The organism is Streptomyces sp. NPDC007025, assembly GCF_042869455.1.
GTDB lineage: Bacteria > Actinomycetota > Actinomycetes > Streptomycetales > Streptomycetaceae > Streptomyces.
In genome coordinates this window covers 351693-367185 of sequence record NZ_JBIAFT010000005.1, presented here as the reverse complement: position 1 = coordinate 367185, position 15493 = coordinate 351693, and the positions used below count along the sequence as shown (strand labels likewise).

The 15493-nt window shown below is 73.2% G+C and carries 13 protein-coding genes; 11 read left to right on the top strand and 2 right to left on the bottom strand.

What is annotated here, in order from left to right; translation table 11 throughout:
- The first annotated feature begins 168 nt into the window (after window positions 1–168).
- Entirely contained in the window at window positions 169–1608 is a 1440-nt protein-coding gene (locus ACFYMO_RS12690) for an aminopeptidase P family protein (RefSeq protein WP_366774938.1), read from the top strand.
- 244 nt (window positions 1609–1852) lie between these two features.
- Window positions 1853–2953, top strand: a complete 1101-nt coding sequence (locus tag ACFYMO_RS12685) for a PP2C family protein-serine/threonine phosphatase (RefSeq protein ID WP_019359982.1) — start codon at window positions 1853–1855, stop codon at window positions 2951–2953.
- A 166-nt stretch (window positions 2954–3119) separates the two neighbouring features.
- Here ACFYMO_RS12685 and ACFYMO_RS12680 read toward each other — a convergent pair whose 3' ends face one another.
- Window positions 3120–3560: an ATP-binding protein gene (locus ACFYMO_RS12680; RefSeq protein WP_019359983.1), complete on the bottom strand. Its 441-nt coding sequence runs from the start codon at window positions 3558–3560 to the stop codon at window positions 3120–3122.
- 286 nt (window positions 3561–3846) lie between these two features.
- Between ACFYMO_RS12680 and ACFYMO_RS12675 the strand changes: the two genes are divergently transcribed.
- The 9 genes from ACFYMO_RS12675 to ACFYMO_RS12635 all read left to right on the top strand — a co-directional run bounded on the left by ACFYMO_RS12675 (window position 3847) and on the right by ACFYMO_RS12635 (window position 14148).
- Window positions 3847–4719: a hypothetical protein gene (locus ACFYMO_RS12675; protein WP_366774939.1), complete on the top strand. Its 873-nt coding sequence runs from the start codon at window positions 3847–3849 to the stop codon at window positions 4717–4719.
- 157 nt (window positions 4720–4876) lie between these two features.
- A complete protein-coding gene (locus ACFYMO_RS12670) occupies window positions 4877–5599 on the top strand; it encodes a YcnI family protein (protein WP_366774940.1) in 723 nt (240 codons plus the stop codon).
- 102 nt (window positions 5600–5701) lie between these two features.
- Window positions 5702–6358 carry an SCO family protein gene (locus tag ACFYMO_RS12665; RefSeq protein ID WP_366772699.1) on the top strand — a complete coding sequence of 219 codons (657 nt, stop codon included), beginning with the start codon at window positions 5702–5704 and terminating at the stop codon, window positions 6356–6358.
- Entirely contained in the window at window positions 6355–6840 is a 486-nt protein-coding gene (locus tag ACFYMO_RS12660) for a copper chaperone PCu(A)C (RefSeq protein ID WP_366772698.1), read from the top strand. The genes ACFYMO_RS12665 and ACFYMO_RS12660 overlap by 4 nt, the downstream gene beginning before the upstream one ends.
- An 11-nt stretch (window positions 6841–6851) precedes the next feature.
- Window positions 6852–9032 (top strand): copper resistance protein CopC, encoded by a 2181-nt coding sequence (locus ACFYMO_RS12655; RefSeq protein WP_366772697.1) that lies wholly within the window; start codon window positions 6852–6854, stop codon window positions 9030–9032.
- Window positions 9033–9051: 19 nt separating this feature from the next.
- On the top strand, window positions 9052–10404 hold the full coding sequence (gene efeB / locus ACFYMO_RS12650) for an iron uptake transporter deferrochelatase/peroxidase subunit (protein ID WP_366772696.1): 1353 nt from the start codon (window positions 9052–9054) through the stop codon (window positions 10402–10404).
- 42 nt (window positions 10405–10446) lie between these two features.
- Window positions 10447–11376 carry a prephenate dehydratase gene (gene pheA / locus ACFYMO_RS12645; RefSeq protein ID WP_276476227.1) on the top strand — a complete coding sequence of 310 codons (930 nt, stop codon included), beginning with the start codon at window positions 10447–10449 and terminating at the stop codon, window positions 11374–11376.
- 664 nt (window positions 11377–12040) lie between these two features.
- On the top strand, window positions 12041–13318 hold the full coding sequence (gene serS / locus ACFYMO_RS12640; protein ID WP_366772695.1) for a serine--tRNA ligase: 1278 nt from the start codon (window positions 12041–12043) through the stop codon (window positions 13316–13318).
- Entirely contained in the window at window positions 13315–14148 is an 834-nt protein-coding gene (locus ACFYMO_RS12635) for an HAD family hydrolase (protein WP_366772694.1), read from the top strand. Before serS ends, ACFYMO_RS12635 begins: the two co-directional genes overlap by 4 nt.
- 144 nt (window positions 14149–14292) lie before the next feature.
- Here the strand turns inward: ACFYMO_RS12635 and ACFYMO_RS12630 are convergent, their stop codons facing one another.
- Window positions 14293–15438: an AsnC family transcriptional regulator gene (locus tag ACFYMO_RS12630; RefSeq protein WP_366772693.1), complete on the bottom strand. Its 1146-nt coding sequence runs from the start codon at window positions 15436–15438 to the stop codon at window positions 14293–14295.
- Between the last annotated feature and the right edge of the window lie 55 nt (window positions 15439–15493).

The window sequence follows — 15493 nt, the reverse complement described above, 5'->3', positions numbered from 1 at the left end:
CCGTTCCCGGCCTCCGGTTCTCTCCGGGCGCGGCCCCGGCCGGTGCGGGCGCGGCAGCAGCGCGCCCGCTCGACGGCGCCGTTCAACGTCACATGCGCACGGCTGTGGACCAACCGGGCCCCACCCATACGATGGAAGGTGGTTTTATCCGTCAAAGAGGAGGCAGACGTGGCAGACGCCGCCGACGAGCAGCCGATCAAGCAGCGGAAGAACGGCCTGTACACGGGCGTCTCCGACGAGCTCGCCGCGAACATGAAGTCCGGCTGGAGCGACACCGAGCTGCACGATCTGGAGCCCGTCGCACAGGCGGTGGAGCTCGCCGAGCGGCGCGAGCGGCTGTCGGCGCGCTTCCCCGGCGAGCGTCTGGTGGTCCCCGCGGGCAACCTCAAGACCCGGTCCAACGACACGGAGTACCCCTTCAGGGCCTCCGTCGAGTACGCGTACCTGTCCGGGAACCAGACCGAGGACGGCGTACTCGTCCTGGAGCCCACCGGTGCGCGCGGTCACCGCGCCACGCTGTATCTGCTGCCCCGCTCCGACCGGGAGAACGGCGAGTTCTGGCTGCACGGCCAGGGCGAGCTGTGGGTCGGCCGACGGCACAGCCTCACCGAGAGCGCGACGCTGTACGGGATGCCCTGCGCCGACGTCCGGACGGTCGCCGACACACTCCGCGCGGGCACCGGCCCGGTGCGGGTGGTCCGCGGCCACGACGCCGGGGTCGAGGCGGCGCTGGCCGACAAGGTCACCGCCGAGCGGGACGAGGAGCTGCGGGGCTTCCTGTCCGAGATGCGGCTGGTCAAGGACGCGTTCGAGATCGGTGAGATGCAGAAGGCCGTCGACTCCACGGTGCGCGGCTTCGAGGACGTCGTCCGCTCCCTCGACAAGGCGGAGGCCACCTCCGAGCGCTACATCGAGGGCACGTTCTTCCTGCGCGCCCGCGTGGAGGGCAACGACATCGGCTACGGCTCCATCTGCGCGGCCGGGCCGCACGCCACCACGCTGCACTGGATGCGCAACGACGGTCCGGTGCGCTCGGGCGAGCTGCTGCTGCTCGACGCCGGTGTGGAGACCCACACCCTCTACACGGCCGACGTGACGCGCACCCTGCCGGTCAACGGCCGGTTCACCGAGTTGCAGCGCACGATCTACGACGCGGTGTACGAGGCGCAGGAGGCGGGCATCGCCGCGGTCAAGCCCGGTGGCAAGTATCTCGACTTCCACCGTGCGGCACAGCGGGTGCTCGCCACCAGGCTGGTCGAATGGGGTCTGGTGGAGGGCCCGGTGGAGCGCGTGCTGGAGCTGGGTCTACAGCGCCGCTGGACGCTGCACGGTACAGGCCACATGCTCGGCATGGACGTGCACGACTGCGCGGTGGCCCGCCGCGAGACCTACGCGGACGGCACGCTGGAGCCGGGCATGTGCCTGACAGTGGAGCCGGGGCTCTACTTCCAGGCCGACGACGAGACCGTGCCCGAGGAGTACCGCGGCATCGGTGTGCGCATCGAGGACGACATCCTGGTCACCGAGGACGGCAACCGGAACATGTCCGCCGCGCTGCCGCGCAGCAGCTCCGAGGTGGAGAGCTGGATGGCGAAGCTGCGGGCGTGAGCCCGCACGCACCGGGCGGGCCCACCCCCGGTGCCTGCACGCCGACGGGCACCGCCCGGTAGCGGACGCCGCGGGGCGCACCCCGGCACCGGCCGGGCGCGGCCCCGGCGCCCGGCCGGGCGCGGCCCCGGCGCCCGGCCGGGATCCGGACCGGAACGGCCCACCGAGCACAGCGGCGATGACGGGAGACGACGTCACGGCACGAGCCTGCTGCGCCTGTCATCGACAAGGAAGAGAGCACGCTTTGGTCTCCCGGTTGCGGACCGGACTGCTGTCCGCGTTTCCCTTCCTCGCCATGGGTGCCGTCGGCGCCGCCGATCTGACCGGCGGGCCCGGCATCGGCCTGCAGCCGATGATGGCGCTCGGTCCGGCCTTCGCCGGGCTGAGCGGCGGCAAGCGGCGCACCGCGCTGGTCGGTGCGCTGGCCATGGCGCTGTCGATCGCGCTCGGCCTCTACAACGGCCAGTTCGGCGAGCGGCGCGGCAACGCGACGCTGATCTCCGTGGCCGGGGTCTCCGTGGCGGCGCTGGTGGCGACCGCGATGCGGCAGAAACGGGAGGCGGAGCTGGCCAACGTGCGCTCCATCGCGGAGGCCGCACAGCGGGTGCTGCTGCGCCCGGTGCCGCGCAGTGCCGGGCGGCTGCAGGTGGCCGTCTCCTACACCTCGGCCGTCGCCGAGGCCCGGATCGGCGGCGACCTGTACGAGGTGGTCACCTCGCCGCACGGGGTACGGGTGATCATCGGCGACGTCCAGGGCAAAGGCCTGGAGGCGGTGGAGACCGCCGCGGTGGTGCTCGGCGCGTTCCGCGAGGCCGCCTACGACGAGCCGGACCTGGCCACGGTCGGGGACCGGCTGGAACGGGCCCTGGACCGGCATCTGCTGGGCGAGAAGTTCGTGACGGCGGTGCTCGCCGAGGTGCCGCACGGCGCCGGGACACGCACCGCGACCCTGCTGAACTTCGGACACCCCGCCCCGCTGGCGGTCCGGCAGGACGGCAGCGTGCACTTCGCCGAGCCGCCGCGGCGCTCCCTGCCGCTGGGGCTGGGCCTGCACGGCAGCGAACCGCCGCGTCCGCACGAGGTGCCGTTCGCGCCGGGCGACCAACTGCTGCTGTACACCGACGGCGTCACCGAGGCCCGGGACAGCGACAACCTCTTCTATCCGCTCGACCACCGCGCCCATCTGCTCAAGGACCCGGACGCGGAGGGTGCACTGGAGGCCGTGCGGCTGGACATCCAGGAGCATGTGCGCTCTCCGCTGCACGACGACGCCGCCATGCTGCTGCTGCGCTACCGGAACCCCGCCGTGCCCCGCGGGCCGCGGTCGGCCGCGGCAGAGGCGTGAGGCAGCGGTCGGCCGCGGCCGAGGCGTGAGGCAGCGGACCGCCCGGTCCGGAGGCCCGTTCTTCCCTCGCGGCTGCCCAGGAGGTCCCGGATGGCCTGGCCCGGGCGTTCCCGGCCCCACCTGTCGCGCCTGCGGCCCGGACCGGGCCCTGCCGAATCCGCCCGGCTCAGGAGGCGGTCATCAGATGCCCGTCGCGGCGGGCGAGCACCTTGTCGAAGCTGACGACGGCTCCGCCGCGCCCGGAGCGGTTGCGGAACCGCACGTGGTCGGCGAGGGACTCGATCAGGTAGAGGCCGCGTCCGCTCTCCGCCTCGTTCCCGCAACGGGGGTCGTACCCGGCCGGGAAGCCGGGGCCGGTGTCCGCCACCTCGATGCGGCAGCGGTTGCCCTCCAGATAGGCCGACACGCGGTAGGCGCCGCCCAGGTCACCGGCGGCGCTGCCGTGCTCGACCGCATTGGCGCACGCCTCGGACAGCGCCAGGCACATGTCGTAGGCGACGTCCGGGTCGACACCGGCCGAGGCCATCGAGCTCAGCAGGAGTTGGCGCGCGAGCGGCACACTGGCGGCTTCGCGCCGTAGCCGGAGAGACCACCACAGGCTGCTCATGCTCACCCTCCATGCGGCTCGACACACGGCTTACCTATTGCCTGCGCGTACCGGCACTACGCGGTGCCGCGGCGATGCCCCCCGTACGGCGGAAGAGCGCGGCACCGGGTGGTGGGGCGGTGTCCCCGCGTGCGGGTACGCCGGAAACACGCACCGGGATGCGCACCCCGCCCGAGGGCACCCGCGCACGCTGGCCCCGGGCACCGGTGGGTCGGTCGAACACCGGTGGAGCGGGTGCGGCCCTGGTGTGTGCGGGCCGGGACGGCGGTGAGATGATGGCGCGGCCATGACTGCCGGTGCGGACCTGAGACTGCTGCGGGCCGCGGTGTTCGCCGCGGTCTGCGTCACCGTGTCCGCCGCGGGGCATGTACTCGCCGCCGGGACCGTCCTGCCGTTCGGCACGCTGACGCTCGGCTTCGGCTGCGTCTTCGCGGTCGCCGTCGCGCTCGCCGGGCGGGAGCGCTCGCTGCCGGGCATCGCGGGGCTGCTCGCGCTGGGGCAGATCGCCCTGCACCTGGTGTTCTCGATGGGCTCCCACAGGCTGCACGGCGGAGCGGCGGCGACCCCTCAGGCAGCGCCGCAGCCGGGCGGCATCCGGGCTCTGGCGGGAACGCTGCTGTGCCACGGCGGCGGCGCGCCGCTGAGCGACGCCGAGGCGCGGCGCGTGGTGGTGGACGCCGGACTCGATCCGCGGACCGCCGCGGGCGCGGGCGGCGCCGGAAACACCGGAAGCGCGGCGCACGCCGCACACGAGACCGCCACCGGCTCCTTTCCCGGCACCCCGCTCGACTGCCTGCACGAGGCGGCGCGCGCCGCGGCCGGACTGCTCGACGTACCGATGCTGCTCGGGCACCTGTGTGCCGCACTGCTGCTCGGCTGGATGCTGCGGCGGGGCGAGGCCGCGCTGTGGCGGCTGGTGCGGCTGTCCCACGCAGCCGCGGCGGTCGCCGAGGAGTTGCTGGCCGCGGGTGCCCTGCGCACCGCCCTGGCCTTCGTCCGGGCCCTGCACAGCGGGCTGCTGCCCCGGGTTCCGGAGCGGTCCGTCCGCGCGCGCCCGGAGGACGAGACGGCGCCCCCGTCCTCGCTGCTGCTCCAGCACTCCGTGCACCGGCGCGGTCCGCCCGCGCGGCAGGCGGACGCTTTCGCGCTCGCGGCCTGACGCACGCACGACGCTCACCGGAACCGAGCTGCCCGCCCCCGCCACGGGGTGCGGCCGGCGCGGCCATGGCAGCGGCGCGCGGTGCGGGTCCCCGCGCGCCCGCGTGCCCGCCTCCGATGCCATGCCATCCGTCCTGTGCCACTCAGGAGCTCATTTCATGAAGATCGCGAACCGTCGCGCCGCAACCGTCTGCGCGCTCGCCGCCGGAACCGTCCTGCTGGTCGCCGGGCCCGCGTCGGCGCATGTCGGCGTCGACCCGCAGGAGGCCGCCAAGGGCGGCTACAGCACCGTCAACTTCAAGGTGCCGAACGAGAAGGACGACGCGTCCACCGTCGAGCTGGAGGTCAACTTCCCGGCGGACCACCCGTTGACGTCCGTGATGCCGCAGCCGGTACCCGGCTGGGACGTCAAGGTCGAGAAGAAGAAGCTGGACAAGCCGATCACGATGCACGGCGAGAAGGTCACCGAGGCCGTCTCGAAGGTCACCTGGAGCGGCGGAAAGGTCGAGCCGGGCGAGTTCCAGCAGTTCCCCGTCTCCATGGGGCAGCTTCCGAAGGACGCGGACCGCCTGGTGTTCAAGGCGCTGCAGACCTATGACGACGACGATGTCGTGCGCTGGATCGAGGAGCCGAAGGAGGGCGCGGCGGAGCCCGAGCACCCGGCGCCGGTGCTGAAGCTGACGGCGGCCGAGGAGTCCGGCACGGACGCGGACGACTCGGCGGACGACGCCAAGGCCGCCGGAAAGGCCGCGGCAGCTCCCGAGGACGACTCCGGCTCCGGCTCCGACACCACCGCGCGCGTCCTCGGCACGGTGGGCATCGTCGTCGGCGTCGCCGGCGTCGCCTTCGGCGTCCTGGCGGGTCGCCGCCGTACCGCCTGACCCCGGCCCGTACCTTCCCCCGCGGTGGTGCGGGCGGCGCCGGCCGCCGCCCGCACCACCCCGGCCCTGCACGATCCCTACTGCACGATGCGGACAAGCACTATGCGCACCAAGAGAACGGCCGCGGCACTGGTCGCGGCCGCCGGGCTCGCCCTGGCGGGCTGCGGCTCCGACGACGGCGGCGGCAGCGCCGCAGACAAACCCGCGACGGTCGAGAAGCAGCAGCACAAGGGCGGCACGGTCCTCGACCAGCCCTTCAGCAAGCCCGATCTGACGCTCACCGACACACACGGCAAGAGCTACGACCTGATCGAGAAGACGAAGGGCCGCCCCACGCTGCTCTACTTCGGTTACACGCACTGCCCGGACATCTGCCCGCTGACCATGAGCAACATCTCCGTGGCCAAGTCCAAGCTGCCCGAGGAGCAGCAGAAGAAGCTGCGGGTCGTCTTCGTCACCAGCGATCCGAAGCGGGACACCCCCGAGGAGCTCCGGAAGTGGCTGGACGGCCAGGACCCGTCCTTCATCGGGCTCACCGGCGACTTCGACACCATCCAGGCCGGCGCCCGCAGTGTGGGCGTCAGCATCGCGCCCTCGTACAAGAAGAAGAACGGCGACGTCGTCTCCACGCACGGCGCCCAGGTGCTCGCCTTCTCCCCCGAGGACGACAAGGCGCACGTCCTCTACACGGAGGGCAATTCCGGCCCGGACGTCCTCGAGAAGGACCTGCCCAAGCTGATCGAGGGGAAGAACCCGTGACCGCCGCACGCCGCCCGCTCCCCGCCCTGGCTCTGGGCGCGGTGTTCGCGCTCGCCCTGACCGGCTGCTCCTCCGACGGCGGGGACGGGAAGGACGAAGGGAAGGGGGACGGCCGTCCGGAGCTGAAGGTCAGCGGCGCCTATGTGCCGCAGCCGCCGACCGAGGAGATGGCCGGAGGCTTCCTGACCATACGCAACAGCGGCGACAGCGCCGACAAGCTGACGTCGGTCTCCAGCGACGTGGCGGGCACGGTCGAACTGCACGAGACCGTCGACCAGCAGATGCAGCGGGTGAAGTCGCTGCCCGTGCCCGCACACGGCGAACTCGAACTGAGGCGCGGCGGCAACCATCTGATGCTGATGGATCTGGAGCGCAAGCCGACGAAGGGCCAGACGGTCACCTTCGTGCTGCACTTCCAGCGGTCCGGCGCGGTCACGGTCAAGGCACCCGTCGAGGCGACGAACTACACACACCGGAAGTGAGGTTCGCAGGCGTGTCGTCCACCGTCCCAGGCTCCCTCCGCACCACCTCCCGCACCGCCGTCCGCACCCTGTCGGCTCTGGCCGCGCTCACCGCCGCGCTGCTGGGCGTGCTGGCACTGGCGGGCCCGGCTGCGGCGCACGCCGCGCTGACGGGCAGCGATCCCGCGGAGGGCGCCGTGGTGGACGACGCGCCCCGGCAGGTCACGCTCGACTTCTCCGAGGGCGTGGCCATGTCGGACGGCGCCATCCGCGTCCTGGACCCGCGCGGTGCGCGGGTCGACACCGGGACGGTCCGCGACACCGGTACGAGCGGCACGGTGCGGCGCACGGTCGGGCTCGACCCGGGGCTGGACCAGGGCACCTACACCGTCGCCTGGCAGGCCGTCTCCGCTGACAGCCACCCGGTCTCGGGCGCCTTCACCTTCTCGATCGGCAAGCCGTCCGAGACGAGCGCGAAAGTCCCGCAGCAGGACGAGAACGCGGGCGGCGGGACCGTGGGCGCCCTCTACGGCATCGGACGGTACGCCGCCTACGCGGGCTACGTCCTGCTGATCGGCGGGGCCGCCTTCGTGCTGCTGTGCGCGCCGCGGGCCGCGTCCTCGCGCGCGGTGCAGCGGCTGGTGACGACCGGCTGGAGCCTCCTGGCGGCGTCGACGCTGGCGCTGCTGCTGCTGCGCGGGCCCTACACCGGTTCGGGCCGGTTCGCGGACGTCCTCGACCTGGGCGGGCTCAAGGACGTGGTCGCCACCAAGCCGGGAGCAGCGCTGGTCTCCCGGCTGCTGCTGCTCGCGGCGGGCGCACTGTTCACCTCGGTGCTCTTCGGCGTGTACGCGCGGCAGCGGGCATCCGACGACGAAGGGGATGAACGGGAGGAAGTCCCGCAGGAGGGTGCAGCCGTCCTGCCGCGGAAGGCCGGAGAATCCGAAGCCGCACCCCGGGACGGCACAGCCGCGTCCGGGGACGGCGCGGCCGTGCGGCAGCGGCGGGACCTGCACTGGGGACTGTCCGCCGGCGGTGCTCTGCTGGCCGCCGGTCTCGCGGCGACCTGGGCGCTGGCCGAACACGCCTCCACCGGTATCCAGACCGGGCTGGCGGTGCCCGTGGACGTGCTGCATCTGCTCGCCGTCGCCCTGTGGCTGGGCGGTCTGGCCGCGCTGTGCTGCCTGCTGCGCCGGGGGCCCTCGCCCACGGGCACGGAGGTGCGGCGGTTCTCGCGGCTGGCGTTCGGCTGCGTCGTGGTGCTGGCGGGGACGGGGCTGTACCAGTCGTGGCGTCAGGTGGGCTCCTGGAGGGCGCTGACGGACACCTCGTACGGGCAGCTGCTGGTGGTGAAAGTCCTGCTGGTGGGCGCCGTGCTGGCGATCGCCTGGTTCTCCCGGCGGTGGACGACCCGGTTGACCGAACTCCCGGAGCGGCCCGCCCCGGCACCCCCGAACGCCGCCTCCGGGAGCCAGGGGACCACCGCCGGCGCGACGGCAGCCGTCCCGCACGGTCGCTCCCCCGAACGTGCCGCTGTCCGGACCTCCGCACCGGGTGCCGACGGCACACCGCGGACGCGCGGCGCCCCCTCTCCGGAGGGCGGCCGCCCCGCGCAGCCGCAGGAGAGCGCCCCCCGCGACCCCGTCCGGGCCGCCCAGTTGGCCCGCCAGCGGGCCGCGGCCGACGCCGCCCGGCAGCGCCGGGAGCGGGAGGCCGATCCGGGGCGCAGCGGGCTGCGCCGCTCGGTGCTGGCCGAGGCGGCCCTGGCCGTGGTGCTGCTCGCCGTCACCACGGTCCTGACCGGCACCGAGCCGGGCCGCACCGAGGAGCAGGTGCGTGCGGCCGAGGCGGCGCGGGACCCCGGCGGGCCGGTGGATGTGGAGGTCCCGTTCGACACCGGCGGCCCGGGCGGGAAGGGGCGGGCCGCGCTGGAGATCTCCCCGGGCACCCGCGGCGGGAACACCCTGGAGCTGCGCACCACCGCGCCCAGCGGCAAGCCCGTCGAGGCGGCCGAGGTGAAGATCGCCTTCACGCTGCCCGCGCGGGACCTCGGCCCGCTGTCCGTTCCGCTCGAACCGGTCGGGCGGGAGAAGGGGCACTGGAGAGCCAGGGGGCTCCAGTTGCCCATGGCTGGAAAATGGAAGGTCGCGGTCACCGTCCGCACCTCCGACATCGACCAGGTCACCAAGACCACGACCGCCACCATCGGCTGAGCCGGAACCGAGCGACGACATGAGCACTCAGAACACCCGTAGGACTCCTCCCACGCAGCGCACGCCCGAAGCAGCGGGCACGCCGGACGGCAGCGCCGACGGCGACGGCCCGGCCGGCGGACAGGGCCGCGAGACCCGGCAGAGCGGGCGGATCACCCGTCGGCGGCTGCTGGGCACCGCCTCCGCGGCGGGCGCCGCCGGGCTGGCAGCGGGCGCCGCGGGCGGCGCCTGGGCCCACTCGGCGGCCCAGGACGCGCCGCCCGCGGCCCTGTCCTCGCTGGGCTCCACGGCCGTGTCCTTCCACGGCACGCACCAGGCCGGGATCGTGGCCCCGGCCCAGGCGCACGGCCATCTGCTGGCCTTCGACCTCGCACCCCGGGCCGGCCGCAAGCAGGCCGCGGCGCTGCTGCGCCGCTGGTCGGAGGCGGCCCGCCGGATGATGGGCGGCGAACCGCCGCAGGACGGCGAGCGGGACACCGGGATCGCGCTGGACGCCGGTCCGGCCTCGCTGACGGTCACCTTCGGATTCGGCCGTACGTTCTTCTCCCGTACCGGGCTCACCGACCGGCTGCCGGCGCAGCTCGCACCGCTGCCGGACTTCTCGGCGGACGCGCTGGACAAGAAGCGCTCGGACGGGGACCTGTGGGTGCAGATCGGTGCGGACGACGCGCTGGTGGCCTTCCACGCGCTGCGGGCCCTGCAGCGCGAGGCGGCGGACACGGCACGGGTGCGCTGGCAGATGTCCGGTTTCAACCGCTCTCCGGGTGCGACCGAGCAGCCCCGCACGATGCGCAACCTGATGGGGCAGGTCGACGGGACCAACAATCCCCGCCCCGAGGAGAAGGACTTCGCCGAGCGGATCTTCGTACCGGCCGCGGGTGACTCCTGGATGGCCGGGGGCTCGTACGTGGTGCAGCGGCGGATCCGGATGCTGCTGGACGCGTGGGACTCCCACTCGCTCGGCGAGCAGGAGCAGGTCATCGGGCGGCGCAAGTCCGACGGGGCCCCGCTCTCCGGCGGCCATGAGCGGACCGAGCCCGATCTGGACAAGCGCGGACCGGACGGACAGCCGCTGATCGCCGCGGACGCGCACATCCGGGTGACGGCCCCGGAGAGCAACGGGGGAGCGGCGATGCTGCGCCGCTCCTTCTCCTTCCACGACGGGTTCCGCGGCGACGGGGCGCCGGACGCCGGGCTGCTGTTCGTGGCCTGGCAGGCCGATCCGCTGCGCGGCTTCGTGCCGGTGCAACGGAAGCTCGACCGGGGGGACGCGCTGTCGCGGTTCCTGCGGCACGAGGCGAGTGCCCTGTTCGCGGTGCCGGGAGGCCCGGGCAAGGGCGAGTACGTGGGCCAGCGGCTGCTCGAGGGCTGAGATCGGCACCCGGTGCCCTGTGGACCGGACTACCGTGGCGGTATGTCATCTGCGAGCCGCTATACGTACCTCGGCCCCGAGGGCACCTTCACCGAGGCCGCGCTGCACACCCTGCCGGAAGCAGCCACCCGCCAGCTCACTCCCATGGTGTCGGTTCCGGCTGCCCTGGACCCCGTGCGGAACGGGGAGGCCCAAGCGGCGTTCGTACCGATCGAGAACTCGGTGGAGGGCGGCGTCACGGCCACCCTGGACGAGCTGGCGGGCGGCAGCCGGCTGATGATCTACCGCGAGGTGCTGCTGCCGATCGCCTTCGCACTGCTGGTACGGCCCGGCACGCCCCTGGCGGAGGTCAAGACCGTCACCGGCCATCCGGTCGCCCAGCCGCAGGTGCGCAACTGGCTCGCGGCGCAGCTGCCGGACGCCGTGTGGGAATCGGCGGCCTCCAACGCGGACGGCGCCCGGCTGGTGCAGGAGGGCCGGTACGACGCCGCGTTCGCGGGCGAGTTCGCCGCCGCGACCTACGGTCTGGAGCCGCTGGTCACCGACATCCACGACGCGGAGAACGCGACGACCCGGTTCGTGCTGCTGGGGCCGCCCGGGCGCCCGGCGGCGCCGACGGGCGCCGACAAGACCTCGGTGGTCTTCTGGCTGCGCGGGGACCAGCCCGGCGCGCTGCTGGAGGTGCTGCACGAGTACGCCTCGCGCGGCGTCAACATGATGCGGATCGAGTCGCGGCCCACGGGCGAGGGCATCGGGCAGTACTGCTTCCAGATCGACTCCGAGGGCCATGTGCAGGACCGCCGGGTGGGCGACGTGCTGATGGGGCTGCGGCGCTCGTGCCGAGCGGTGCGCTTCCTGGGTTCGTACCCGCGCGCCGACCGACAGCCGCCCACGGTGCGCTCGGGTACCGCGGACGAGGACTTCGTGGCGGCGGCCGACTGGCTGTCGCGGTGCCTGGACGGGCGGGACTGACCGGACAGGACGGACGGGGCCGGGCGCACGGGAGCGGGCGCGGACGGGCCGAGCTGACGGGGCCGAGCGGCGCCGGGGCGCCGCCCGGAGGCCGGGAGGCGCCGTACACAGGCCCCGCGAAGTTATCCACAGGGGTGGAGGGCGACCTGTGTACAAGTCGACAGAAAAAACGGACGCAGTCGACAAAACGGCATACAGACCGCATCCCCCTCCACAGGGAGCACCTCGCACCGCGTCACTACAATTCCCTTGATCAACTCTTTGGAGTGAGCTATTCCCCCTCGATTGAGTGGGCATTTCGGGTTTACCCCGGGAATTCCGCGCTGATCGCACAGGCGCCGGAACGGAACGCTCTCATTTCCACAGCCCCTCTTCCACCCCTGTGGAAAACTCGGCCGCCACCCTCCCCAGCTGTGGATAAGTGCACCCGGAGGCTCCGCTCAACTCCCCCGCGAGCGCCCTCAGTCCACGGGATCCCCGGCGCGGCGCACACGCGGATCCACCCCCGAGCGGAAGGCGTAAAGCAGGAGAACCGGAGAATCGGAAGAACGGAAATCCCCGAGGAGCGGCATTCTCCCGGAATACCAAAAACCTCAATTCGGGCAAACCGCATCAAAGGGATGTCGAATCGAGCGGCACCGGAGGCCACCGGTACCCTGGCGGGGTGATTGACCTTCGCCTGCTCCGTGAGGACCCCGACCGTGCGCGCGCCTCCCAGCGCGCCCGTGGAGAGGACGTCGACCTCGTCGACGCGGTGCTCTCCGCCGACGAGCGGCGCAGGTCCTCCAGTGTCCGCTTCGACGAACTCCGCTCCGAGCAGAAGCAGCTCGGCAAGCTCATCCCGAAGGCCGCGGGCGAGGAGAAGGACGAACTGCTGCGCCGCGCCGGGGAACTGGCCGGCGCGGTGAAGGCCGCCGACGCGGAGAAGGACGAGGCCGCGGAGGAGACCCAGCGGCTGCTGCGCCGGCTCAGCAACCTGGTGCACCCCGACGTCCCGGTCGGCGGCGAGGAGGACTTCACCGTCCTGGAGACCCTCGGGACGCCCCGCGACTTCGCGGCCGAGGGCTTCGAACCCAAGGACCACCTGGAACTGGGCCAGAAACTCGGCGCCATCGACGTCGAGCGCGGCGCCAAGGTGTCGGGCTCGCGCTTCTACTTCCTCACCGGCGTCGGCGCCCTGCTGGAGCTGGCCCTGGTCAACGCGGCGATCGCCCAGGCGACCGAGGCCGGCTTCACCCCGATGCTGACACCGGCGCTGGTCAAGCAGCAGGCCATGGACGGCACCGGCTTCCTCGGCCAGGCCGCGCAGGACGTCTACCACCTGGACAAGGACGACCTGTACCTCGTCGGGACCTCCGAGGTCGCGCTGGCCGGCTACCACATGGACGAGATCGTCGAGGCCGACCGACTGCCGCTGCGCTACGCCGCCTTCTCGCCCTGCTTCCGCCGCGAGGCGGGCTCGTACGGCAAGGACACCCGCGGCATCTTCCGCGTCCACCAGTTCGACAAGGTGGAGATGTTCTCCTACGTCGCGCCGGAGGACTCCCAGGAGGAGCACCGCAGGCTGCTGCAGTGGGAGAAGCAGTGGCTCTCGTCCCTGGAGCTGCCGTTCCAGGTGATCGATGTGGCCACCGGCGACCTGGGCTCCTCGGCGGCCCGCAAGTTCGACTGCGAGGCGTGGATCCCCACCCAGGGCAAGTACCGCGAGCTGACCTCCACCTCGGACTGCACCGAGTTCCAGTCCCGCCGGCTCGCGGTCCGGATGCGGGACGGCAAGACCGTCCGGCCGCTGGCGACACTGAACGGCACCCTGTGCGCGGTACCCCGCACCATCGTCGCGCTGCTGGAGAACCACCAGCAGGAGGACGGCTCGGTGTGGATCCCGCCGGTGCTGCGGCCGTATCTGGGTGGCCGCAGCGCACTGGAGCCGGTCGCCAGGTGAGCACGCCGCCCGCCGCGCCTTCCGGCCCGCCCGCCTTCCCCTACCGTCTGATCGCCACCGATCTCGACGGCACCCTGCTGCGCTCCGACGACACCGTCTCGGAGCGCACCCGGGCCGCCCTCGACGCCGCCACCGCGCGGGGTGCCGCACACATCGTCGTCACCGGCCGGGCCGTGCCGTGGACGAAGCAGATCCTGGCGGACCTCGGCCACCGCGGACTGGCGGTGTGCGCACAGGGGTCACAGGTGTACGACGCGGGCTCGGGCCGGCTGCTGACCTCCGTCACCCTCGACAGGCGGGTCGCCGAACAGGCCCTCACCCTGCTGGAGAAGGAGGTGGGCACCGTCGCGGTGGCCGCCTCCCGGGACGGCCTGGACGGCGAGGTGCTGGCCGGGCCCGGGTACCGGGTCCACGACGGTCCGCTGCCCTACGTTCCCTTCGAGGACCGCGAGACCGTCTGGCGGAAGCCGCTCAACAAGCTCTACATCCAGCATCCGCAGCTCGGCGACGACGAGTTGGTGAAGGCCGCACGGGCCGCCGTCGGCGATCTGGTGGGCGTGGTCATGGCCGGTGAGGGCATCGTGGAACTGCTCCCGCTGGGCCTCAGCAAGGCCAAGGGGCTCGCGCTGGCGGCCCGCCGGCTCAAGGTCCGCGCGGCCGAGACCCTCGCCTTCGGCGACATGCCCAACGACATCCCCATGTTCGCCTGGGCGGGGCGCGGTGTCGCCATGGAGAACGGCCACGAGGAACTGCTGGCCGTCGCCGACGAGGTGACCGCCTCCAACGACCAGGACGGCATCGCCCGGGTGCTGGAGCGGCTGGCCGCGTAGCGGGAGTCGGTCTCGGGGGCCGACGTCAGCCTCGGGGCCGGCCTCGGCCTCGTCACCCGACGTCGGTCTCGGGACGCGGCGGACGGCCGACCACGTCGCGCCGCCGACCCTCCGCCGGGCCGGCCAGGTCGCCGACGGCGCGCCTCAAGGCGCCCGGTTCGGATCCGGCCCGGCCCGTGTGCCGCGGATCCGGCTCTGCGGGAAGGGTCCCGGCCCCTTCAGGCTGCGCACCACCGGGTAGGTCTCGACGTTCTGCACCCCCGAGAGCCGGGCGACCGGACCTGTCAGGTACGCGTAGAGCTCCGCGGTGTCCCGGCAGACGACCGTCAGGAACAGGTTCGCCGCACCGGTGGTGGCGCACGCGAACGCCACCTCCTCGTGCGCGGCCAGTGCCTCCCCCGTGGCGTGCAGCCGGGCGGGCGGTACGGAGAGCCACACCGCTGCCCGCAGCCCCTGGCCGAAGACGCGCGGCCCGTACTCGACGTCGAAGTAGAGCGCTCCGCAGCCGCGCAGTTCCGCCATGCGCCGTCGCACCGCGGACGGCGACCAGCCGGTGGCCGAAGCCAGTTCGGCCACCGGGGTGCGGCCGTCGTGGGCCAGCCGGGTGAGCAGCGTGCGGTCGTCCGCGGTGAGCCGGACCGGCTCCTCGGGCGGGGTGGGCGGCGGCGGGGCGAGCTGTGCCACCTGGTCGGGCGAGAGCATCCCGGACTTGAGGATCAGTCCCTCGGCACCCCCGAAGAACTGGTGGAGCTGGCAGTAGGCGTGCACGGCCAGCACGCGCGGGGTGCGCGGCAGTTCGCGCAGCAGCAGCGCCTCGCCGCCGCCCTCGGGTGTCCAGTCGGAGCCGGCTCGCGCGACAGCGCTGACCTCGGTGCCGCCCGCCATCATCGCCACCCAGGTGGTGTCCGTGCGGCGCGCCAGCGCCTCCGCCAGCGGGACGGCCGCGTCCGGGGTCGTGGAGACACGGACCAGCCAGACGGTCTCGCCCAGCACGGCGGGCTCCGTGAGTCCCAGGACGCGCATGCTCCGGTCGGCGCGCAGCCGCGCCCAGCGGCGGGCGATCGTCTGGTCGGAGACGCCGAGCACCTCGGCGATCCGCGAGAAGGCGAGCCGCCCGTCGAGCTGCAGGGCGTGCGCGATCCGCCGGTCGAGGTCGTCCAGCGGCGCGGCATCCCCGTCCGTTCCGCCGCTTGCGCTTTTTCTCCATTTCCCGCCTTCTCTGTCCTTTCCGGCGGTGGGAGGAGGACCGGCTGAGGGCTTGCTGCCGCGGCGGCTGATGTCGGATCGCACCGTCTGAACGCTAGCCGATGTCGGATCCCGCCAACTCCGTGGCCGTGAATGGGCC

What these genes read in the sequence shown, in the direction of transcription:
- ACFYMO_RS12680 (WP_019359983.1), bottom strand. Translation starts at nt 3,560, where the DNA reads ATGAGCAGCCTGTGGTGGTCTCTCCGGCTACGGCGCGAAGCCGCCAGT.
- ACFYMO_RS12675 (WP_366774939.1), top strand. Translation starts at nt 3,847, where the DNA reads ATGACTGCCGGTGCGGACCTGAGACTGCTGCGGGCCGCGGTGTTCGCC.
- ACFYMO_RS12670 (WP_366774940.1), top strand. Translation starts at nt 4,877, where the DNA reads ATGAAGATCGCGAACCGTCGCGCCGCAACCGTCTGCGCGCTCGCCGCC.
- ACFYMO_RS12665 (WP_366772699.1), top strand. Translation starts at nt 5,702, where the DNA reads ATGCGCACCAAGAGAACGGCCGCGGCACTGGTCGCGGCCGCCGGGCTC.
- efeB (WP_366772696.1), top strand. Translation starts at nt 9,052, where the DNA reads ATGAGCACTCAGAACACCCGTAGGACTCCTCCCACGCAGCGCACGCCC.
- pheA (WP_276476227.1), top strand. Translation starts at nt 10,447, where the DNA reads ATGTCATCTGCGAGCCGCTATACGTACCTCGGCCCCGAGGGCACCTTC.